17 protein-coding genes and 1 riboswitch are annotated in these 23,542 nt (G+C 40.6%); of the genes, 12 read left to right on the forward strand and 5 right to left on the reverse strand.

From position 1 onward, the window contains the following. Positions 1-11: 11 nt before the first annotated feature. From B4C48_RS05055 to plsB, 3 genes are all read right to left on the reverse strand, one after another. The gene (locus B4C48_RS05055) at positions 12-2,588 is read right to left on the reverse strand and encodes a bifunctional diguanylate cyclase/phosphodiesterase (protein ID WP_291354519.1); all 2,577 of its coding nucleotides are present in this window, start codon (positions 2,586-2,588) and stop codon (positions 12-14) included. Between the two features lie 545 nt (positions 2,589-3,133). Next, positions 3,134-3,451 (reverse strand): ArsR/SmtB family transcription factor, encoded by a 318-nt coding sequence (locus B4C48_RS05060; protein WP_291354520.1) that lies wholly within the window; start codon positions 3,449-3,451, stop codon positions 3,134-3,136. A gap of 184 nt (positions 3,452-3,635) precedes the next feature. Then, a complete protein-coding gene (gene plsB, locus B4C48_RS05065) occupies positions 3,636-6,140 on the reverse strand; it encodes a glycerol-3-phosphate 1-O-acyltransferase PlsB (RefSeq protein WP_291354521.1) in 2,505 nt (834 codons plus the stop codon). A gap of 266 nt (positions 6,141-6,406) precedes the next feature. Between plsB and cysK the strand changes: the two genes are divergently transcribed. Together cysK and B4C48_RS05075 are read left to right on the forward strand one after the other, a co-directional pair. Then, positions 6,407-7,405, forward strand: coding sequence for a cysteine synthase A (gene cysK, locus B4C48_RS05070; RefSeq protein ID WP_291354522.1), 999 nt, complete (start codon positions 6,407-6,409; stop codon positions 7,403-7,405). 237 nt (positions 7,406-7,642) lie between these two features. Continuing rightward, complete coding sequence (locus B4C48_RS05075) at positions 7,643-8,578, forward strand: LysR substrate-binding domain-containing protein (protein ID WP_291354523.1); 936 nt, start codon at positions 7,643-7,645, stop codon at positions 8,576-8,578. Between the two features lie 24 nt (positions 8,579-8,602). Here B4C48_RS05075 and B4C48_RS05080 read toward each other — a convergent pair whose 3' ends face one another. Next, positions 8,603-9,202, reverse strand: coding sequence for a TetR/AcrR family transcriptional regulator (locus B4C48_RS05080; RefSeq protein WP_291354524.1), 600 nt, complete (start codon positions 9,200-9,202; stop codon positions 8,603-8,605). Positions 9,203-9,795: 593 nt separating this feature from the next. On the opposite strand from B4C48_RS05080, the gene B4C48_RS05085 reads away from it, so the two are divergent. The 4 genes from B4C48_RS05085 (at position 9,796) to B4C48_RS05100 (ending at position 14,996) form a co-directional block, all read left to right on the forward strand. Continuing rightward, positions 9,796-11,577 carry an acyl-CoA dehydrogenase C-terminal domain-containing protein gene (locus tag B4C48_RS05085; RefSeq protein ID WP_291354525.1) on the forward strand — a complete coding sequence of 594 codons (1,782 nt, stop codon included), beginning with the start codon at positions 9,796-9,798 and terminating at the stop codon, positions 11,575-11,577. A gap of 93 nt (positions 11,578-11,670) precedes the next feature. Continuing rightward, the gene (locus tag B4C48_RS05090; protein WP_291354526.1) at positions 11,671-12,840 is read left to right on the forward strand and encodes a thiolase family protein; all 1,170 of its coding nucleotides are present in this window, start codon (positions 11,671-11,673) and stop codon (positions 12,838-12,840) included. 119 nt (positions 12,841-12,959) lie between these two features. Continuing rightward, the gene (locus B4C48_RS05095; RefSeq protein WP_291354527.1) at positions 12,960-14,459 is read left to right on the forward strand and encodes an acetyl-CoA hydrolase/transferase family protein; all 1,500 of its coding nucleotides are present in this window, start codon (positions 12,960-12,962) and stop codon (positions 14,457-14,459) included. 195 nt (positions 14,460-14,654) lie between these two features. Further along, complete coding sequence (locus B4C48_RS05100; RefSeq protein WP_291354528.1) at positions 14,655-14,996, forward strand: hypothetical protein; 342 nt, start codon at positions 14,655-14,657, stop codon at positions 14,994-14,996. A gap of 61 nt (positions 14,997-15,057) precedes the next feature. Here B4C48_RS05100 and B4C48_RS05105 read toward each other — a convergent pair whose 3' ends face one another. Beyond that, positions 15,058-15,768, reverse strand: coding sequence for an HAD family hydrolase (locus tag B4C48_RS05105; RefSeq protein ID WP_291354529.1), 711 nt, complete (start codon positions 15,766-15,768; stop codon positions 15,058-15,060). Between the two features lie 191 nt (positions 15,769-15,959). Then, positions 15,960-16,076, forward strand: a riboswitch (guanidine-I (ykkC/yxkD leader). Between the two features lie 30 nt (positions 16,077-16,106). Between B4C48_RS05105 and B4C48_RS05110 the strand changes: the two genes are divergently transcribed. The 6 genes from B4C48_RS05110 (at position 16,107) to B4C48_RS05135 (ending at position 23,535) form a co-directional block, all read left to right on the forward strand. After that, on the forward strand, positions 16,107-16,844 hold the full coding sequence (locus tag B4C48_RS05110; RefSeq protein ID WP_291354530.1) for an urea amidolyase associated protein UAAP1: 738 nt from the start codon (positions 16,107-16,109) through the stop codon (positions 16,842-16,844). Positions 16,845-16,855: 11 nt separating this feature from the next. After that, complete coding sequence (locus tag B4C48_RS05115; protein WP_291354531.1) at positions 16,856-17,506, forward strand: urea amidolyase associated protein UAAP2; 651 nt, start codon at positions 16,856-16,858, stop codon at positions 17,504-17,506. A gap of 3 nt (positions 17,507-17,509) precedes the next feature. Then, positions 17,510-21,115, forward strand: coding sequence for an urea carboxylase (gene uca / locus B4C48_RS05120; protein WP_291354532.1), 3,606 nt, complete (start codon positions 17,510-17,512; stop codon positions 21,113-21,115). Positions 21,116-21,219: 104 nt separating this feature from the next. Then, positions 21,220-22,458: an AAA family ATPase gene (locus B4C48_RS05125; RefSeq protein WP_291354533.1), complete on the forward strand. Its 1,239-nt coding sequence runs from the start codon at positions 21,220-21,222 to the stop codon at positions 22,456-22,458. 2 nt (positions 22,459-22,460) lie between these two features. Then, positions 22,461-23,207 (forward strand): hypothetical protein, encoded by a 747-nt coding sequence (locus B4C48_RS05130; RefSeq protein WP_291354534.1) that lies wholly within the window; start codon positions 22,461-22,463, stop codon positions 23,205-23,207. Positions 23,208-23,307: 100 nt separating this feature from the next. Further along, the gene (locus B4C48_RS05135; protein ID WP_291354535.1) at positions 23,308-23,535 is read left to right on the forward strand and encodes a type II toxin-antitoxin system Phd/YefM family antitoxin; all 228 of its coding nucleotides are present in this window, start codon (positions 23,308-23,310) and stop codon (positions 23,533-23,535) included. Positions 23,536-23,542 lie beyond the last annotated feature (7 nt).

Here is a 23,542-nt window from a genome sequence, read left to right on the forward strand (position 1 = left end):
TGGAACGGTAGTTATTTTTCTACTTCTTCTACCGGCTTATAATGAAGCTTGAGCTCTGAAAGTGAAGCCGGTCTAGCAAAATAGAAACCTTGAAAATGGTCACATGCATATTCTCTGAGAAACTGGGCTTGGGCTTGAGTTTCTATCCCTTCAGCAACCACTTGTAATCCTAGTTGATGAGCCATGACAATAATAGCTGCGACAATAGCACCATCTTTCTCATTTTGAGGTAAATGTTCAATAAAACTGCGATCAAGTTTGATTTCATCCACAGGTAAAGTGCGTAAATAACTCAGGCTGGAGTATCCTGTTCCAAAGTCATCGACAGAAACTTTGATGCCCAAATCACGGACCGCATTTAAAATTTCTAAAGAACGGTCAGCACCTGCAATTAACATGGTTTCCGTGACTTCAATTTTTAATAATTCAGGCTGTAACTGTGTATTGGCCAAGGTCTCTCGTAACTCATACAAAAAGCCTGTGCGCTTGAACTGTAAGGGCGAAAGATTGACGGCTACACTCAGGCTGGCGCTATTTTTCTTATTCCATTCAACAATATCCTGACAGGCTTGCTGTAAAACCCATTGACCAATCGCTACAATTTGACCGGTTTTTTCGGCGAATGGAATAAAGTCTGCTGGAGAGATAAAACCTCTTTGTGGATGCTGCCAGCGGATTAAGGCTTCTACACTTATTAGCTGGCCTGAATGAGCATCAATAACCGGTTGATAAACCAATCTAAACTGTTGTTCTTGCAGGGCAAGCATTAATTCATGCCGCATCAGCACATAATCGATTTTCGGTGTGCTTGTAGCGTCAAAAGCATACCAGTGCCAGGCATTTCCACCTTCTTTTTTTGCTTCATTCATTGCATGTATCGCATGATGAAGCAATTGGGTAGATTTTTCTATCTGAGCGCCATCATCTGCAATACCAATACTCGCACTCATATGGATTTTATGGCCATCGATATCAAAGGGTACGGACAGACTTTTTAAGATACGCTCTGCAGTGACGGCGGCCTGTTTTAAATCATGGCATTTATTCAGCAATATGCCAAATTCATCTGCGGAAAAATGAGAAATGATATCTTCTTCTTGAACGATCTGACGCAGGCGATTTGCTACAGCAATCAGAAGCTGATCACCACTGAGGTGTCCCAAACTTTGATTTAAAGGCTGGAAACCATCTAAATCAACATACATGACGATCAGGGGACGATGATGCTCATGCGGTATGTGGTGAAAAGCGACATCCAGTATTTTTTCAAAGGTATGATGATTAATTAATCCGGTTAAACTGTCGTGGGTTTGTTGCCGGGCGATATATTCGCTATTTGCCCGCTGTTGAGTAATATCCTGCTGAATACCCATAAAATGTGTGCAGATATTTTTGTCATCAAAAACCGGTCCTAATATCAGCTGGTTCCAGAACCAGCTACCATCTTTACGATAATTCTTTAAGGTGATCTGAATTTCTTGTTGTTCTTGGAGGGCATGATGGATTTTATTAACTGTTTCAGGATCTGTATCAGGGCCTTGCAGAAAACGACAATTTTTACCGATCACTTCTTCTTTATTATAACCGGTCAGCGATTCAAACGCAGGATTAACATATTCAATGGCCTGATCTGGGGCAGCATTGCTCAATATAATTCCAAGAGGATTGGCATCGACACTACGTTTAAGCAGACGCAGCATTTCTTCACTTTCACGCCGTTCTGAAATATCACGAGCGATACCAAAAACGCCCACCACCTGTTGAGCTTGCGTAATGGGTAAATAAGTCAGGTCTAGCCAGTAACTTTCCCCTAAGACATTCAGGGCTTGAATTTCCAAATGCTGACTGTTTCCCTTTAAGGCTTGTTCAAATGCAGTTTGAGCCAAAGATTGAAATTCAGCACAAATAAAATTCGAGAAATGTAAGCCTCGAGCCTGTTCAAGATTAAATTGAGTGATCTTTTCAGAAACAAGATTAACATCAATCACGATGCCTTCTAGATTATGTTCAAAAATAGCGTCCGGATGGTAAGTGAAGAACGAGCGATATTTATCATGCAGAGCCAGTCTCTGCTGACGTTCTTCATGCAGATCCATACTTAAGGCAATGAGAGATGCCGCATGACGAAGTAATTTAATATGAGTCGGTGTTGGACATTTAGGCGAGCGATAATACGTTCCAAAGGTACCGTAGAGTTTGCCTTGCGCGTTAATAATAGGCGTAGACCAACACGCATTCAGATTTTCTTCTTGGATAAGGGTTCTGAAATTGTTCCAGTTCTGATCGGTAGTTAAATTTTCACAAATCACGAGTTTTCGGTGAAAAGCTGCTGCACCACAAGCACCGACATTTGGGTCTGCTTTTATCCCATTAATTGCTTCTTGATATTGGGTGGAAAAATGGTGGGTACCGCTAATCAGGCTTAACGTTTGTTCTGTCTCTGAGTACCCCATAATGGATACCATTGAATCCGGTATCCGGGCTTCTAACCATTCACTGACGGTCTGAAATATGATGGGTAAGTCAGCGTGTTGCCCAATTAAATGAAAGATAGATTGAGTATCTAAATAACTCGCTGTTTGACTCATATCGCATTCCTTCCCTGAGTTGTATCGCGTATTTTTTAATAGATTCTCAATCAAAATCTTTACACCAGATCGATATACTGATTATTAATTTTGTATAAACAATATAACAAAAATGTGATTATCCTCACATAGAATTATTTGAAAATCTGCATAGATATCAAGCTTTGACTTAAATAAATTATATTAATGCTCATTCCTCTAAAAAATATCTACCTTTGCTAAAAACGCTAAAACTTACTGTGCCAGCTGTTCTTTGCAGAGCCATAAAAAATCTCTACTTATTTCTAAACTGTATTATTCAATAATGCAAAAAAATGGAATATAAAATCAAGTCATATCTAAAAAGAAGGGGGGATTTATATGAAATCATGCATGAAGTAAAAATGCATTTACAAGATTAAAGCAGTGTGAGCTTCTGCAGCTCGTTATGACAAGCTAGAGCAGAACTATAAAAGTGAGATTGCCTTAGCTTGTGTCTTTATCTGTTTATACCTATGAAATGTCAAAAGATATTAATATCTTTTCCATTTTCTTTTGAGATAGTATTAAATTAGATTTTTCGGACAATACAGTTGATAGAGGTTATTCAGTACCTGAACGAGTTTTTCATCTTTAATGGAATAAAAAATCTGTTTGCCATCACGACGCGTAGTCACCACATCGCTTTTACGTAGCATCATCAATTGCTGGGATAACGTAGGTTGGTTAATCTGTGTCATCTGCTCTATTTGGGAGACATTTAATTCCTGTTTGGCAAGATGACATAAAATAAGTAAACGATCTGTATTGGCTAATGATTTTAATATCGTGACCACAATATCAATAGACTCATGCATAGAAGCAATTTCAAGATCGGTGTTCATACAGCATTTCCATACTACGCAACAGTAACCTTGGCAGTATAATCCCTGATGAATCTTATATAGGATGAAAATGTAAGATTTTCAATGGTTTTTAATGAAGGTAATTATCAAATATTCTTATATTCATTAAAATAAGGCATTTAACCTAAATTAAATGCCTTATATGCACATCAAATATAGCGGATCAGGTTTTAGGGGTGGTTTTGAACGCTTTTAATTCTTTCTCGTTAAAATGTAGAGCTTGCGTAATCGCCTGACGCATTTCAGGATTATACCAGTCAAAAATTGCAGAGATTTTTTCTTCAAAATCATCACTGATGACAAAATGATTTTCTTGAATACTGAGCAGGCCATTTTGTTTCAAGATAGCAATAAAGCTTTTTAAAGTTGCATTATCAAAATAATAACCGGACTGAATTTTTTGAGTTTGAGACAATTTGTATAATACCGCTTTCCCCATATTCTCCAGCTCTTTCAGGCTCAAGAATTGCTGCGGCGCATATTGTTGCAATAATGCAGCAATCATGGTCATGTTATTCAGGCTGGAATGAGAGAGGTGTGCCAGTGCCAAAAGCTGCTGTTGAGCCTGTTCATCCGATGAAATAGCAATAGTTTGGTCTGAATGAAGGCTAATCCAGCCGAATTGCGCCAGACTTTCCAGAATTACGGTTATTTCCTGATCTAATTCATCGCTATGCCATTTGAGGAAAAATTCTTCCTTAAAATAGGGATAGATATTTTTAACTGTGTCGATTAAATAATGTTTAGAGATTTTTTTATACGAATGCACCAGTACTGCAATTAATGCCGGGAGAATAAAGCAGTGCAGAATATTGTTACTAAAATAACTTAACAGAATTTTTTGACTTTCAGCCACCCGTACCCAATTTTGATTATTTTGGCTGAAGGTTTCAACCTGCTTTAATTTCCCGGCATACTGAATAATCTCTACGCTGGATAATTCTGTCATGATCATTTTTGAATCATATGTTGTCATTTTTAATAAATGACGATATTGATCAATTTTCGCGATTAAATCATGTTCAGTTAAAGCATGATCTTCAGCATTGAGTAAAATCAGCGAAATTAACGAAATCGGATTAATGACCACCGCTTTATTAATATTTTCCAGAATTGAATTGGCAACCTGATTCACGGTTTGAATCACCGGTTGGGGTAATTCATCATGAATATTTAATTGAATATGTTCTGCTTGATTGTCAGTTAAAACCTGATCCAGAAAAACTGGCTCGCCAAAATTAACGTGTACCTGACCAAAGACTTTTTCAATTTTACGAACTGAACTCAAAATTCCCCAAATCGATTCGGCTTCTTTCGGTTTGCCATTCAGTTCATTTAAATAAGAGGTACCTTCAATCAGCTTTTCATAACCAAAGTAGGTCGGAATAAAGGCAATCGGCTTGGTGGCACCACGTAAATGACTTTGTACCGTCATCGACAGCATGCCTTTTTTCGGGGGCAACAGCAGACCGGTACGTGAACGTCCACCTTCAATAAAGTATTCTAAAGGGGTATTACGTGATAAAAGGCTGTGTAAATATTCTTTAAATACCGAGGTATAAAGTTCATTACCGCTAAATGTACGGCGAATAAAATAAGCACCGCCGCCACGCATGATCTGACCGACCACAGGCAAGTTGAGATTAATACCCGCGGCAATATGCGGCACCATCAAGCCGCGGTTAAAAATCACATAAGACAGCAGCAAATAATCGATATGACTGCGATGGCATGGGGTATAGACAATTTCGTAATCCTTGGCCAGCTCACGCACGGTATCGAAATTATGCACTTCAATTCCATCGTAAAGTTGCGTCCAGAGTTTGGTCAGCGCCAGTTCGGCAAAACGCAGGGTAGAATAGGAAAAGTCCGAAACCACTTCAGTTAAATAGCCTTTGGCGCGGTTCTCTGCTTCAAACATGCTGATTTTGTTGTCAATACTTTCTTTACGGATCGCATCCTGAACCGTTTCAGTTTTCATTAACTTGTTAATGAGATTCCGGCGGTCGGATAAATCGGGGCCTAAAATAGCTTCTTTATATTTATTAAAATTGGTATTTAGCTCCTTGACTACAGAATGTGCCGGAGAAAAATTCGGATATTCAATTTTAGATTTTTCTATTGCTGCTTTCAGGGAAATTGGTTTGTGAAATTCAATATAGTTTTCACGGCTATATAAAGAAATATTCAAGGCCTGTTTTAATTTGGAAGGGGTTGCCCAGGCATCTGCAAATAAGGCTTTAAACCATGAGCCTTCATATTCAGGTGAACGACCCCATAATACCGTGACTGGAACCAGTTCAATATCATATTCAGGATATTTTTCCAACGCTTCAATCAGGCGAATCAGTTTTGCCGAATAATGATAGGCTTCATTTTTTGAGTTGGGCACATTCAAAGCCAGAATTGAATCATCTTCCTGAAATTCCTGAATGCTTAAAGGTGCAAATACCGAAGGCAGTTGACGTGCTTTGGCTTCCGTGTCGATTAATACGGTATTACTTAGTGAAGCATCTTGTAAGACATAGCAAATTATTTTTTTATCTAACTGACTTTTTATATTTTTTTCTAATTCTTCAGTATTGCCTAAGACTTGAGGCGTCACGATTTTATCGAGGATTTTCTGTGTAAATTGTCGATAGAACCGGCTATAACCCTTATTAGACATTTGATTCCCTAAATCAGTTTTCATTTGATAGATATTGTGTGCAATTGCATAAATAATTACAAATCTTATTGGTGACAATTACGTCATTTAAATGGTCACGCTTTGGTGAATATTCCTAGCTCAAGATTTTAAAAAGTATGCTCTTTTAGAGTTAAATCGTAACTTAAGTTGTAGAAACGCAGCTATAGAAAAACTTATCTTGTCTGCCTAAATGGCTTATGATGAGTGCATGACTTTAAAATCAAAAGACAGCTCAAGGAGTTCAAATGAGTACAGATTCTGCTTTTCCAACACCGAACAATTTAGCTATAGCGGTTTATCCTGATAATGCTGAATCTATTGGCAATACTCCCTTAATTCGCATCAATCGTGCTATTTCATCCGATGCAACGGTATTGGCAAAAATTGAAAGCCGTAATCCGGCATTTTCGGTGAAATGTCGTGTAGGTGCGGCGTTAATTGCAGATGCTGAAGAAAAAGGCTTGCTTAAACCGGGGATGCATATTGTCGAGCCAACCAGTGGTAATACCGGTATTGCATTGGCATTTGTTGCTGCTGCAAAAGGTTATGGCATTACCTTAACCATGCCTGCAAGTATGAGTGTTGAACGCCGTAAGGTATTGAAGGCTTTTGGTGCCAATCTGGTGCTGACTGAACCGGCGAAAGGCATGAAAGGCGCAGTAGATGAAGCAGTCCGTTTAGTCAATGAACAGCCGGATGTCTATTTTTTACCGCAGCAATTTGAAAATCCAGCCAATCCTAAAATTCATGAACAAACCACAGGTCCTGAAATTTGGGAAGCCACGGGCGGTAAAGTTGATATTTTAGTGTCTGGTGTGGGGACGGGCGGTACCATTTCCGGTATTTCACGTTATTTTGAGCAGGTAAAAAAACAGCCGCTTTATTCAGTGGCTGTTGAACCTGCGGAATCAGCCATTATTGGTCAGGCAAAACGTGGTGAGCCTTTGACTCCTGGACCGCATAAAATTCAGGGCATTGGTGCGAACTTTATTCCGAAAAACTTGGATTTGGATCTAGTGGATGAAGTGATTGCGATTGAAAGTGCGACCGCGGTTGAATGGGCACGCAAAACTGCAACCCATGAAGGCCTTTTGGTGGGTATTTCAAGTGGTGCAGCGATGGCAGCCGCCGCTCAACTGGCAGCACGGCCTGAAAATGCCGGTAAAAACATTGTGGTGATTTTACCGGATGCGGGCGAGCGCTATTTATCTTCAGTGTTATTTGAAGATATTTCCGCAGACTAATTGCTGCACGTTTTAAGCTTTGACTTAAATTTGAGGCATTCAGGTTTAGGTCAAACTGTTTGGATGATGCGTCTTTTGTGTTGTTGTGATTTTTATGGATAGAATTTATTTTGTAAGATTGAAGTGAAGATTTATTCGCTCGACCTGTTATTTCGGTATAAATGGACATTGGAAATAGCATTCAAAAAGCAGATGATGTACTACCTCTACAAATTAAAGATTTAGGGATTTGAATCGGTGTTTGAGCTCGACTGTAAATTACTCAGCGTTTTTCTCTATATTTATAAATATAAAAGTGTTTCTGTTGCGGCTGAATATCTGGCCATGAGTCAGCCCACAGTCAGTAATATCCTGAATAAAATTCGCCAGCATTATAATGACCCGCTGTTTTTAAGAATTGGCAATGAAATGGTGCCGACTGAACTGTCAAAACAGCTTTTTCCATTGGTCAGTGAAGCCTTAAGTAAAGTAGAAATTATCAATAACTTTACCGTTGATTTTGACCAGACCACTTCACAGCAAAAATTTACCATTGCCATGACCGATGTGTCGCATCTGGTTTTATTACCCAAGATTTCGCAATATTTAAAAAAACATGCTTCACATATTCGGTTAAATGTTCGCGCCATTACGTCTGAAACCAGCTATCAAATGGCCAATGGCGAAATTGATTTGGCCATTGGTTTTTTACCCAATCTAGAAAATGGTTTTTATCAGCAAAAACTGTTTGAGCAATATTATGTGGTTATTGCATCTAAAAATCATCCGCGGCTGAGCGAAAATAGTTTAACCACCGAACAATATATCAAGGAATCACATATCGATATTGATGCCGGAATGGGGCATTATCATATTGAAAATGAACTGCTAAATTTAGAATTGAAACGCAATATCTTGATGCGCCTGCCTAGTTATCTGGGTGTTGGACTGGTAGTACAGGAAACTGATGCGATTGCGACCGTACCTTATTATTTAAGTGAAGTGTTATTGTCGCGCGGCAATTTACAAATTTTCGATGCACCGATTACGTTTCCTACCTATGCAGTCAAGCAATATTGGCATATGTCCTGCCATCACAAAACCAGTCATCAATGGCTGCGTCAGATGTGTTATGAATTATTTAGTCAAATGAATGATGTAAATGATTCGCCCCATAACATCATTCATCCCTGATCGTATAATATTGAGTCCGATAAATTAAGAAATTTTATCCGGAGTCATGAGGGCCTGATTAATATACAGTTTAATCAGGCGTTCACGTGAACCAATCGATTTTTGGTAATGGGTCGAATTGAGTAACAATGAGGCGCCATAAGTTACCGTCCAGATATAGGATAAATAATCGCGAATCGACATGGCACTATTAAAGGACTTTAGATATTCGTCAGTCATGTCCTTAATTTCAATAATCCGTTCTTCACGCACTTGATAAAGTTGTTCAAATAATTCTTTCAGTTTACGTTCGTTATTGGTTAAGCGTTCTTCAATCACGTGCAATAAAATGGTTCGGTTGGAATTTAGCATGTTGTAGAGCATGTACTGGGATACATAGGTTTTAATATTATTTTTATATTTTTTTGAAATTTCTAATAATCTTTTTTCATTCAAGATAATAAGTTCTAAATAGAGCTGATTCTTGCTTTTAAAATGTTTATAAATGGTTCCTTTCGCAATATCCAGTTCAGATGCAAGTTCTGCAAGGGTAATATCCTGATTATTATCCAGCAACAGTGTTTCTGCCATGGCTAAAATTTTCTCTTTACGTAATTGAAAATTTTGTTGGCGTACCGTATTCATCGTAAGTCCCAGAAAGACATAAAAAAGCAGATTCAACATATACCGATAAAATAAATATGGCAACTCAACTAATGTCTCATGTGAGTAGCAAATTACTGTTTAATTTTATTTATATTCTCAGTGCCATAGCAAAAAATAAAAGTCAATCAATGAGAACCTGAGAGGTCAATAATCATCAATAAAATTCCAATTACCGCATAATTATTTTATTGTCATTTTGCGTTGAAAAAGGGAATCGCCCATAAAACGCAAAGAGCAGATCTGCTGATTTAACCGTATTCATGTGCGTACTTAAGCTTCGGTTTGATGCTGAATGGTTCAGTTTAAAGGGATTTACAGAAACCATGTTTTATTCGTTGCGCATAAGCGTGATGATGAAATAAGTGTTGACCCTCGGGCTGATGAGTAAAGTATTTAAAGCTGATTTTCGCAGCACTCATTTCTCCTCATGAATGTTGAAAACCACGTAAATACCCAGATTTACTCAAAGAGATGTACGTTGGAATACATCCGTTATTTCAGTATAGGTTCTTACAACTTTAAAAAGCACTTCAATATTTTTTAATGCGAAGTCTTCACATAAGGAAAGCAATATGCCTATTTATAACGCACCGCTTAAAGACATGGAATTTATTTTAAATGATGTATTTAAGGCAGATGAATTCTGGCAGGGTAATGAAAACCTTGCTCATTTAGATATGGCAACGGCTAATGCGATTTTAGAGGAAATGGCAAAGTTTTCTAAAAATGTCATTCTGGATTTAAACCGCACAAGTGATGAAGAAGGCGGCGCACAGTTCAATAATGGTGTGGTAACTACACCTAAAGGGTTTAAAGAAGCATTTAAACAGTTTGCAGAAGGTGGCTGGGTTGGCCTGGGTGCACCTGAAGAATGGGGCGGACAGGGCATGCCTAAAATGCTGACGGTACTGGCAGATGAAATGATCTGGAGTACTAACCCGTCATTCATGCTGTACCCCTTGCTGACGGTAGGTGCAGGCATGGCCATTAATGATCGTGCTTCTCAGGAACAAAAAGAGACTTATCTGCCAAAATTCTACACCGGTGAATGGTCAGGGACCATGTGCTTGACGGAGCCACATGCAGGTACCGATTTGGGCATTATCAAAACCAAGGCCGAACCGAATGCAGATGGTTCCTACAATATTACCGGGACAAAAATCTTTATTACCAGTGGTGAGCACGACCTGTGTGAAAACATCATTCATCTGGTACTTGCTAAAACACCGAATGCACCTGCCGGTTCACGCGGGATTTCACTCTTCATTGTGCCAAAATTCCATGTCAATGCAGATGGATCGGTGGGTGAGCGCAATGCAGTTGCTGCGGGTTCTATCGAGCACAAAATGGGGATCAAAGGATCTGCCACTTGCGTGATGAACTTTGATGGTGCGAAAGGTTATATGGTAGGTAACGAAAACGAAGGGCTGGCCGCCATGTTCGTGATGATGAACTACGAACGCTTATCGATGGGGATTCAAGGTATTGGCGCGGCTGAATTCGCCTACCAAAATGCTGCACAATATGCGACCGACCGTTTACAGGGCCGTTCGGCAACTGGTGCAAAAATGCCTGACAAACCGGCGGATTCGATTTTAGTACACGGCGATGTGCGCCGCATGTTGCTAAATGTCCGTGCCAACAACGAAGCTTCACGTGCCTTTGCGGTCTATGTCGGTCAGCAGCTCGACATTACTAAATACTCGACCGATGCAGAAGCGGTGCGTAAAGCCAATGACCGTGTTGCACTGTTAACTCCAATTGCAAAAGCCTATTTAACCGACAAGGCCCTTGATTCAAGCCTTGAAGCACAAATGGTGTTTGGCGGTCATGGTTATATTCGTGAATGGGGCATGGAACAATGTATTCGTGACTTGCGTATTTCCCAAATTTACGAAGGCACCAATGGTGTACAAGCCATTGACCTGATTGGCCGTAAGACCATCAAATGCGGTGGCGCATACATTGCCGAATACATTGCCGAAATTCGTGAATTTGCACAAAGTCTTGATGACACATTGTCAATTAAAGCTGCTGTACAGGATGCCTGTACACAGGTTGAACAGATTACAGCTTTCATTGTGAACCAGTCCAAAACCTCTCCGGAACTCTCTAATGCGGTGGCAGTGGATTACCTGCATGTTGTGGGATTACTCAGCTTTGTTTATATGTATGCGCGGATTAGCCAGGCTGCTCAACCGAAGAAAGAAAGCTTCTTCCAGAACAAACTGGTGTTGGCAGAGTACTATGTGGCAAAAGTATTACCAGACCTGGCTGCACGTGTACAACGTATTCAGGCGGGTGCCGATCTGGTGATGCAGTTGCCAGAAGAATATTTTACTGCGCAATCTTAAGATGAGCGTTTGGCTTTAACATAGATGGAAATGACATGAGTGGTATCTACAACTCATGTCAAACAACAAGATTGATAAACTAGGATGGACAAAATGATTGTTATTGTAAATGGTGTGCGTACAGCTATGGGTGGTTTCCAGGGCTCACTTTCTTCATGTACAGCGCCAGAATTAGGCGCGGCGGCGATTAAAGAAGTCGTTGCGCGTTCAGGTTTACAGCCTACAGATATTGATGAAGTCATTTTTGGCTGTGTTCTTCCAGCCGGTTTAAAACAGGGTCCGGCGCGCCAGGCTATGCGTCAGGCAGGTTTGCCCGATACGACGGGCGCAACCACAGTAAATAAAATCTGTGGTTCAGGCATGAAAGCGGTGATGCAGGCTGCAGATGCCATTAAAGCCGGTTCCTCAGAGATTGTTGTGGCAGGCGGCATGGAATCGATGAGTAATGCGCCTTATTTGCTCGACAAGGCGCGTGCCGGCCATCGCATGGGACATGGCAAAATTACCGACCACATGTTTCAGGAAGGTCTGGAAGATGCTGAAACTGGTCTTTCTATGGGTATTCTTGCGCAAGATATGGCGGATAAAAAAGGCTATACCCGTGAACAGCAAGATAATTTTGCGATCAGTTCACTGAATAAAGCGGTCACTGCCATCAACAATGGTTATTTTAAAGAAGAAATCGTGCCTGTAACGGTGTCTTCACGTAAAGGCGATGTGGTGGTGGAGCAAGATGAACAACCGCTGAATGCCAAGGCTGATAAAATTCCGACATTGCGTCCTGCATTCAAAAAGGATGGCACCATTACCGCTGCCAATTCCAGCTCGATTTCAGATGGGGCATCGGCATTAGTGCTGACTTCAGAAGAAACGGCGGCAGAACGTGGCTTAAAGCCTCTAGCGAAAATTGTCGCCTATGCCTCTAATTCTCAGCATCCTACAGAATTCAGTATTGCACCGGTAGGCGCAATTGAAAAAGTGTTGAAAAAAGCCGGCTGGGATGCTCAAGAGGTTGATCTTTGGGAAATCAATGAAGCGTTTGCCATGGTCACTATGGCGGCTATGGATGCTTTCAATCTGGATGAAGCAAAAGTGAACATCAATGGCGGCGCTTGCGCATTGGGTCACCCACTCGGTTCATCAGGTTCACGTATTATCGTGACTTTATTGCATGCCTTAAAACGTACTGGTGGTAAAAAAGGCATTGCTGCTTTATGTATCGGCGGTGGTGAGGCAACCGCTGTTGCAGTTGAACTCATTTAAAAAGTCTGCATACAGTCGAGCTTATAAGTAACGAATTGGAATTCGATCAGTAATAACAGCCCCCATTTCAGCACGCCGGGATGGGGGCAAAAATTATGTTTATTTTTGAGATTTTTATTATGAATGGTTTAGATCGCATTCGCTTAGTCTCCCTTCGCGACAAAGTTATGTCTGCTGAACAAGCGATTAAATTGATTCAAGACGGTGCTGTAGTTGGTTTAAGTGGTTTTGGTGGTGCAGGTGAGGCAAAAACGGTACCGTTGGCTCTAGCCGAACATGCCAAAGAACATCCATTAAAAATAACGCTGGCGACAGGTGCAAGCCTGGGCAATAAAATTGATGGCCGTTTAAATGAAGCCCATGCGATTGAGCGCCGTTATCCTTATCAGGCTGATCCTGGCTTGCGTAAAGCAATCAATGCTGGCGAAGTCATGTATATCGACCAGCATTTATCTGAAATGGCCGATAATATCCGACATCACAACTTGCCGCGGATTAATGTTGCGGTGATTGCGGCAACGGCAATTACTGAAGATGGTCAGATTATTCCCACCGGATCATGTGGAAACTCGGCAAACTTTGTGGAAATGGCGGATCATGTGATTGTCGAAATTGACAATACCATTAATCCGGTGCTGGAAGGCGTGCATGATATTTATGTACCGAAAGCCCGCCCGAACCGCGCGCCGATTCCTTTGATTCATGCCGGAGATCGGATTGGCACGGTAGGCATTCAGGTCAGTCCAGAAAAGATTTCTGCCATTGTACTGAATGACATTCCAGATACCTCTTTTAATATGGATGAACCGGATCAGGATACTTTAGCCATTGCCAAACATCTGATTCAATTCTTTGAAGGCGAAGTGGCAGCAGGGCGTTTGCCGCAAAACCTGGGTCCATTACAGTCAGGTGTAGGTTCAATTGCCAATGCGGTTTTTTCAGGTTTCGAGCATTCCAATTTCCATCATCTTGAAATGTATTCGGAAGTATTACAAGACTGTACTTTTCAGTTGATTGATTCAGGCAAAATGACCTTTGCTTCAGGCTGTTCAATGACGCTGTCTGACTCATGTGCCAAGCATGTGATGCAGAATTTTGAACAATACAAAGACAAGATTGTGCTGCGCCCACAGGAAATTTCCAATAATCCGGAAGTGATTCGTCGTTTAGGCATCATCGCCATTAACACCGCACTTGAGTTTGATATTTACGGTAACGTCAATTCGACCCATGTCACCGGTACCAAAATGATGAATGGGATTGGCGGCTCGGGCGATTTTACCCGTCACGCGCATCTGGCCATTTTTGTGACTAAGTCTGTAGCTAAGGGTGGCGCAATTTCTTCCGTCGTGCCAATGGTGAGTCATACCGACCATACCGAACACGACATTGATGTGCTGGTGACAGAAAATGGTCTGGCAGATTTGCGTGGTCTGGCACCGCGTGAACGTGCCCGCAAGATTATTGATATCTGTGCGCATCCGGATTATCGGGCTGCCTTAAATGATTACTTTGATCGTGCTTGCCAGCGTGGTGGACAAACTCCGCATCTTCTTGAAGAAGCCTTGTCCTGGCATGCAAAATTTGAAGAAACCGGAAATATGCATAAAACCGCATAACTGAAATTAAAGGATGAGAGAACCCATCATCAGATGGGTTTTTGCTTTTATGGATAAAATGTGGAGAGAATTTTCAAGAAATGACCAAGGCTAGACAGTTTCAATACTGCTGAAACGCATGCACTACAAGATCTGGCTTAACCTCAATAGCGTTCTTTCTATAATGAGCGCGTCGAAATATTCAGGGTCAAAATTTTGAAATATCTTCAATATGTTTCAGGAATCTCATTATTATTGCTGTTAACTGCTTGCACCACCGAAGCACCGGATTATCAGGGGACATGGAAGAATACGCTGGAAAACCCGAAACTTGAAAATGCACTGGTGATTGCCAAAAACGGTGATCATTATTTTCTGACCAATACTTTAAAAGATAAAGAGACCGGCAAAACTGAAAAGAAAAATCCAATGCCTGCTTCGGTTGGCAAAAATGGTTTCCTTGAGGTGAATGCAGGTGCTGGCGTCGTGGATTTTGCAATTGACGAAAAAACTGGCAATCTGGTCGGTTCAGGCTCAGTTTATAAAAAAGTCAAATAAGGATTACAGTCTCATTTACCTAAAAAGATGTCATGAAAATCTATTCGTCATGGCATCTTTTTTAATTGATATAATTTAATAACGCTGCAAAATCTTCTACATAATAATTTGCTTTGGTCTTGATCAGGTCGCTTTCATGCGCGGAATACTGATCATAAATTGCTACGACTTCTATATTGGCCATTTTTGCTGCTTCCACACCTATCAGGGAATCTTCAATAATCAAACATTGTTCAGGCTGTACATTAAAGTGTTGCAGTGCTTTTAAATACACTTCCGGATGCGGCTTGATGTTATCGACATGTTCCCGGGTTAACAATAATGAAAAATCGTTTGTGAAATCGATTTTGCTATTGATGAGTTTGTTATTCTCTTGATAACGCTGAATATTATATAAACTGGTCGTGGTGGTCAGCGCCAGTTGAATACCACGTTGTTTCAACGCCTGAATCAAAATTTCGGCTTGCGGTTTAAGCTCAACCACATGATCCAGAAAATGCCGTGAAATGGCATAACGACGTGACTTCACTTGTTCCTTTGTTAAATTAAAAGCATATATTTCATTCAAATACGCACAATATTCCAGATAGGGATCAGCAGACTGTCGAAAATTATTCAGCTGCGTATCGCGCTGCTGCTGAATACTATGATGATCAACGTCTATCTTTGCTAACTGTTGAATCAGGGCTGCGTCGACCTGATTCCAGATGCCTACAGAATCAATCAAGGTTCCATCCAGATCGAAACATACCAGTTTTTTATCTTTAAACATGCCGAATCCATTTTATTGCTGACCGTATTATCAGGCTTTATCTGGCAGATAAAAAGTCCAGTTTAGGTGCAAATACAGCGTCGGATTTAAATTTCACAACCAGGATGACCTCTTTTTGCTCATTATTAGTATTACAAGTATTGAAAATCGTAATACTGTTTTGGCACGCCCTTTGCATTAACCCTGTTAGAGAAAAAGTGATCTAGGGTTCCGGCAGTTATTTTTTTAAAAGACTGCGTCTGAGACCGAGAGTTCACGGCTAGGTTTCTAAAACCCAAGCTACACGGAGGGATAAAAGCCCGGGAGGTAAACCGTACAAGTTAGATGCAGAGGCTGTTATGAGCACAACTACTTATCACGAAGATTCCGCACTGTGGACTGAACTTTTACCGGGTGGCCATCACTGGTCTGCGCGCATTCAACGTGGCGCAGTTTTACAACTCAAATCCTTGGGCGCAAATGCCAATGTTTCACTGTTCTGTGTGAATAATGAAGACAAGCTTGAAGCCTATAACATGCCAGACAGCCTGAAAGGTCAACACACGGCTTTCTTAAGCACAGGGCATATTTTAGCGTCTGATTTAGGACGTGCGATGGTATCCATTGTCAAAGATGATCACGGTTGGAATGATGCTTTTTGTGCACCAAGTACAGCTCAGCAAATTGAACAACAGTTTGGAGCTAAGACTTTCCAAGATGCGCGTAACGACATGTACCGCAATGGCAAAGACAGTTTGCTTTTAGAGATGACCAAATTTGGATTATCTGCGACCGATCTTAGCAATACTTTAAATCTATTCTCTAAAGTGCAACCAGATGACAACGGCAACTTGTCTTATGTCGCAACTGACAATACAGATCAGGTGATTGAACTTCGATTTGAAATGGATTGTTTGGTGTTTTTATCTAGTGCGCCACATGCCTTAGACAATTCGACTGAATATGCACCTGCTGATATTCAACTGTCACTGTTTAAAGCATTACCTTTAGGCGAGACCGATGTCTGCCGTGATTCATGCCCGCAAAATCAGCGTGCATTCCAAAATAATAACCGCTACTTCGCTTTAACTGCTTAAGGGGAATGATCATGACTGCACTCGTAAATCTAGAAAAATCTGTGTTAAGTGAAGTATGTCCTGCCGGGGAAGCGTGGATGTGCGAAGTCAAAAAAGGCCAGTATTTCCGTATCGTTGATCTCGAAGGCAACCAGGCGGTGGATACTTTATTCATCTCCGCACATAACCCTGAAGAGCGTTATAGTGCAACCGATACTTTGGCGATGAACCGTCAAATTTATCTCGAAAAAGGCACAACGTTATATACCAACTTTGGCAATAAAATTGCCACCATCAACGATGATAACTGCGGTCGCCATGACACTTTAGGCGGTGCCTGTTCATGTGAAAGTAACACGGTGCGTTATGCCCACGACAAATACCCAATGCACAGTTGCCGTAACAATTTCATGATCGCATTGTCGCAACATCCGATTGCGAAAAAGCATGGTCTGAATGTGCGCCATATCGGTCCAAATATTAATTTCTTTATGAATGTACCGGTGACTTCAGACGGTCACTTAAAGTTTGATGATGGTATTTCTGCACCAGGGAAATATGTGGAAATTAAAGCCGAGATGGATTTGATTGTGCTGATCTCGAACTGCCCGCAACTGAATAACCCATGTAATGCCTATAACCCAACCAAAATTCAACTGATTGTGCGTGAAGGCGAGGTATAAAAAATGTTTAATAAAGTTCTCATCGCCAACCGTGGTGCAATTGCTTGTCGTGTCATTCGTACCCTTAAAAAATTAGGCATCCAATCGGTTGCCGTCTATTCAGAAGCGGATCGTGATTCATTACATGTGACTTTAGCGGATGAAGCGGTATTGATTGGCGATGCTCCTGCAAGCCAAAGTTATTTAAATGTCGATAAAATTTTAGAAGTGGCAAAACAAACCGGTGCTCAAGCGATTCATCCGGGTTATGGTTTTCTGTCTGAAAATGCGGAATTCTGTAATCTGTGTGAAGCACAAGGCATTGTGTTCTTAGGGCCAAATGCGGAACAAATGAAAGCTTTTGGCTTGAAACACACAGCACGTGAATTGGCAATTCAAGCCAATGTGCCATTACTTCCGGGCAGTCAGTTATTGGCTGATGAAGCCGAAGCACTGCTTGAAGCGGAACGTATTGGCTATCCTGTGATGCTGAAAAGTACAGCAGGTGGTGGTGGCATCGGCATGCGCTTGGTCTGGAATGCGGAAGAGCTGAAAGATGCCTACGCAACCGTGTCGTATTTAGCGCAAGCCAACTTTAAAGATGCAGGTTTATACCTCGAAAAATTCGTACAAAATGCCCGTCATATCGAAGTGCAAATTTTTGGTGATGGCAATGGCTTAATCCTAGCACTCGGTGAGCGTGATTGTTCGGTGCAACGTCGTAACCAGAAAGTGATTGAGGAAACGCCTGCGCCACACTTAAACGATACGCAACGTGCCTATATTCAAAATGTCGCAATTCAATTGATGCAATCGGTGAATTACCGCTCGGCAGGTACCGTGGAATTTGTGATGGATACCGACACGCAAGAATTCTATTTCTTGGAAGTGAATACCCGTTTACAAGTTGAACATGGCGTGACTGAACAAGTCTTTGGTGTGGACTTGGTTGAATGGATGGTGACTTTAGGAAGTGGTGATTGGGTTGCACCGACATCAAAACTTGAATCCAAAGGGCATTCGATTCAGGTGCGTCTCTATGCTGAAGACCCAATCAAAAACTTCCAACCAAGTGCAGGGTTATTAACTCACGTAGAATTTGATGACAATGCGCGTAATGAAACTTGGGTAGAGACCGGTTCAAACGTTTCATCTTTCTATGATCCGATGATTGCCAAAATCATTGTCACAGCAGATGATCGTGAATCAGCAATTCAAGCCATGACCGACACGCTGGCTAAAACCCAAGTGGCAGGCATTGAAACCAATCTTGAATATCTACAAAACATTATCGACTGCGATGTATTTAAAGCAGGCACGCAAACTACACGCTTTTTGAATACATTCGAGTGGAAAACCCAAAAAATTGAAGTGTTACAAGCGGGTATTCAAACCGCCGTGCAAGATGTCACAGGTCGTTTGGGCTATTGGGATGTCGGTGTGCCACCATCCGGTGCGATTGATCCACTGTCTTTAAATGTGGCGAACCAATTGCTCGGCAATGCACCCAATACCGCAGGTTTAGAATGTACACTCCAAGGACCAAGTTTAAAATTCCATTGCGATAGCCAAATTGTCTTGGCAGGTGGCGATATGCCATCAACTTTGGATGGTGTTGCCGTTCCAATGTGGCAAACTGTGAATGTGCGTAAAGGTCAGATGCTGAAATGTGGCAAGATCGCCACAGGTTGCCGTACTTATATCGGGATTAAAGGTGGTCTGAATGTGCCTGAATATTTAGGCTCACAAGCGACCTTTACGCTTGGTCAATTTGGCGGTCATGCAGGGCGTAACTTACTGATTGGTGATATGCTTCCAATCACTGCATTTACATCTGATGAAGTCAAAGGATTAACAGAAGATCAAATTCCGACATTCTCAAACACTTGGGAAATTGCGGTAATGTATGGTCCACATGGCGCACCTGATTTCTTTACCAAAAATGATATTGATACCTTCTTTGCCAACGAATTTGAAATTCACTTTAACTCTAGCCGTACCGGTATCCGTTTGATTGGGCCAAAACCTGAGTGGGCACGTCAGGACGGTGGCGAAGCGGGTCTGCATCCATCCAATATTCATGACAATGCCTATGCGATTGGTGCAATTGATTTTACCGGTGATATGCCAATTATCTTGGGGCCAGATGGTCCAAGCCTTGGTGGTTTCGTCTGTCCTGCGGTAGTGATCAATTCTGAACTGTGGAAACTCGGTCAGCTGAAAGCCGGCGATAAAGTCAAATTTGTACCTGTGAGCTATCATCAAGCGAAATTACTGAATGAAAAATATCATGCGCAATTAACTGCTCAAGATACGCAAGCGGTCACTTTTGATGAGTCGTTCTATCCTGAAATAAGCACGTTGAAATCTGCCATTTTAGATACCTTAAAAGGTCAAAATGGCACGCCTGATGTGGTGTATCGTCCTGCGGGCAATAACTATATGCTCGTTGAATATGGCGAACTGGTTTTAGATTTAAACCTGCGTTTCCGTATTCATGCACTGATGCAATGGGTCAAAGATCAAAATATTCCAGGTATTATTGACCTGACACCGGGCATTCGTTCACTGCAAATTCATTTTGATTCGACTCAGCTCGATCAGATTGATTTACTGCGTATGCTTCAAGTCGCTGAAGAGCAACTGCCTGATGTCACCGAGATGCAAGTGCCATCACGTACCGTGTATTTACCGCTTGCGTGGGAAGATTCACAGACCCAACTTGCAACCGAACGTTATATGCAAACCGTGCGCCCTGATGCACCGTGGTGTCCGGACAATATCGAATTTATCCGTCGTATCAATGGTTTAAAAGACAAACAAGCCGTGAAGGATGTGGTCTATAACGCGAGTTATTTGGTCATGGGCTTGGGCGATGTGTACTTGGGTGCGCCTGTGGCAACGCCACTTGATCCGCGTCAGCGTTTAGTCACTACAAAATATAACCCTGCACGTACGTGGACCCCTGAAAATGCTGTCGGTATTGGTGGTGCCTATATGTGTGTTTATGGCATGGAAGGCCCGGGCGGTTATCAGTTTGTCGGTCGTACCACGCAAATGTGGTCTCGCTACCGTAGAAATGCCGACTTTGAGCAAGGCAAACCTTGGTTACTGCGCTTCTTTGACCAAATTAAGTTTTATGAAGTGTCTGAAGAAGAACTCATGCAAATGCGTGAGGACTTTAAAGCAGGTCGCTTAAAACTACGAATTGAAGAAGGCGTGTTGAACTTAAAAGAATACAACGACTTCTTAACGGAAAACCAAGAATCTATTTCGGCATTTAAGTCTGTGCAACAAGCCAACTTTGATGCGGAACGTCGTCGCTGGCATGAAGCAGGTCTTGCAGAATATGTGTCTGAAAGCCTTGATGCTGTGGATGATGGTGAAGGGGTTGAAATTCCAGAGGGTGGCTGTGCGGTGGAATCGCATATGCCAGGTTCAATTTGGAAAATTGAATGTCAGTCAGGGGATATCGTGGAAGAAGGTGCAACTTTAGCTGTGATTGAAGCAATGAAAATCGAGATTCCGATTATTGCGCCTGAACGTATGAAGGTTGAAGCGATTACCATTGAGAAAGGGCAAACAGTGAAAACTGGGCAAGTGTTGTTTACGTTGGCGCCAGTGGCTTGATGAGATAGAAATAAAAAAAGACCGTCCGTAAGGGCGGTTTTTTACTTTTAAATTTCATAAGTTTAGTTAGAATGTATAGATGAATAATATCGACTAACTATGTGATGACCAATTACTTTATAAACTCTTTTTATGCAGAGAACTTTAGACAGTTTTCCAAAATTTCCGTTAAATTTAATAAAAAATTTAACTTTATAACAGGACCTAATGGTTGTGGTAAAAGTAGTGTCTTAACAGGAATTCATCATTGCCTTTATCACGATTATAATTCTAGTAGATTGGATAGCAACTCTTGCTTTCATATTGAAATTATTAGTAATAGCAAAAAAATTTTCTTGGGTTTAGGAAAAAATTCATTTAGAGGAGATAGTGCATATCGAAAAACAAATATATATACATGGCAGAATCCAAATATTGACGTAAGTAATCTTGTGGAGAATTTTGAAATTACCAATCCAGGTACACAAGGAGAAAAAATTGTTCCGTTATTTTTAGGAACCAAAAGATCAATTGATTATAAACAGATTAATGGAACAACAAGAGAAGAACCTTATCAGCAATCTCAAAGCTCTTACTTAAGACGTAATCTTCAAACTGAAAATTCAAATGTTAAACAATGGTTTATTAATAGATATTTTGCTATAGATAAAGAATGGGCGGTTGAAGAGAAAATTAATTGGCATTTCTTATTAGAAAATCTCCCTAAGTTAGCTCCTAATGGAAGTGACTTTGATTATGTGAAGACAGGTCGAGATTTAGAGCCTATTTTTACTCTTTATGGTCAAGAATGTTATTTAGAAGAATTATCAGCCGGATTCCAAGCGATATTTTCTGTAATAGCAAATATTATCGAATGGATTGAAAAAACTTACCCTGAAGGTTCTAGGAATATTCAAGAAGCGTCAGGTACAGTTCTAATTGATGAGTTGGATTTACATTTGCACCCTGAATGGCAATTTAATATTCGCGATGGTCTAGAAGCACTATTTCCAAATCTTCAATTTATTGTAACGACTCATTCACCACATCTTTTAGCATCTGCAAAAGAAGGTGAAGTCATTATTATGAACCGTGAAACTGGGAAAACAGAATATCATTTTGAGCCTAGTAATAAACGGTATTCAGGTTGGAATACTGATCAGATTTTAGAAGATGTAATGGGCGTTAAAAGCCTCAAAAATAAAGATTATGAAAGATTGATTGATGAAGCTTTTGATGCGTATGAGTCAAAAGATAAGACTATGCTTTTATCTGTAATGGAACAATTGAAAAGTATTACTCATTCCGATGATACGATTGTTCAAGTTCTAGAAATGAAAATGGCATCTTTGGAGCTTCAGTAATAATGATTAAGCTCGAACGACCTAATATTCCTCAAATTCTTATTGATAAAGGTGAGGATTGGACTAATGCACTATTAGCTTTAGTTAATGAATATGGTGAATACTCTAAGATACCAGCTGTTGCTAAGGAAACAATTCTCAAAAATTATAGGCATGCGCAAATAAAAGAAACTTTATATCCAAGTTCAAATAAGAAATGTGCTTTTTGCGAATCTTTTCCAGAAGATAGTGGCAATATAGAAGTTGAACATTTCCACCCAAAATCACTTTATCCTTTAGAAGCATTTGATTGGCATAATTTTTTACCTTGTTGTAGAAAATGCAACAGTGCAAAATCTGATCATGACACAAAAGCAAGTCCTATTATCAATCCCTATATTGATGACCCTGAAAATCATCTTGATATTGATGTTATCAGTTTAAAAGCCAAAGATAAGATTGGACAGATGACTATTGATGTGTGTCAGCTTAAAGGAACACGTCTTTATCGTCCTTTTTCTGATCTATTGGTTAGTTTTAAACAATTTGAGGATGATTTAAAGGAGGCATTAGATGAATTAACAGAGAAAAATACTCCAATTAAAAAAAGAAACCATTTAATTAAAATTCGTGAGGCTATAGATAGGTTGGAAAACCTCATGAAACCTCAATCGCAGTATTCATTTTTTTGTAAAAAAACTATTACTGCAAGTGAAGTATATCAGAGGGCTAAACTCGTCTTAGAAGGAGAGGATGCCAAAGCAAGTTGATATATATGTTCTTTTAGGAGACCAATTAACAGGTCTTTTAGAAGAGCTTTAAATAGGTTGTCATTTAACAATTGTTTACATATCTAGGACATCGACCAGTATGAACAATATTATTCATTCCCGCTTTGTCGCAAGCGTTTCCGACCTACTAAAAAAGAACCCAATGGAAGTCGTAAACAACGGCTTTGGTGAAGCGGTTGCCATCCTAAATCGCAAGAATCCAGCATTCTATTGCGTTCCTGCGGACATGTATGAACGCCTCATGGATTTAATTGAAGACAAAGAACTGCTTAAACTTGCTGAAGAAGCACAAACAGAAGAACCGTAAAGCTAAG

Origin of the sequence: Acinetobacter sp. UBA3106 (assembly GCA_002365595.1) — a bacterium.
GTDB lineage: Bacteria > Pseudomonadota > Gammaproteobacteria > Pseudomonadales > Moraxellaceae > Acinetobacter.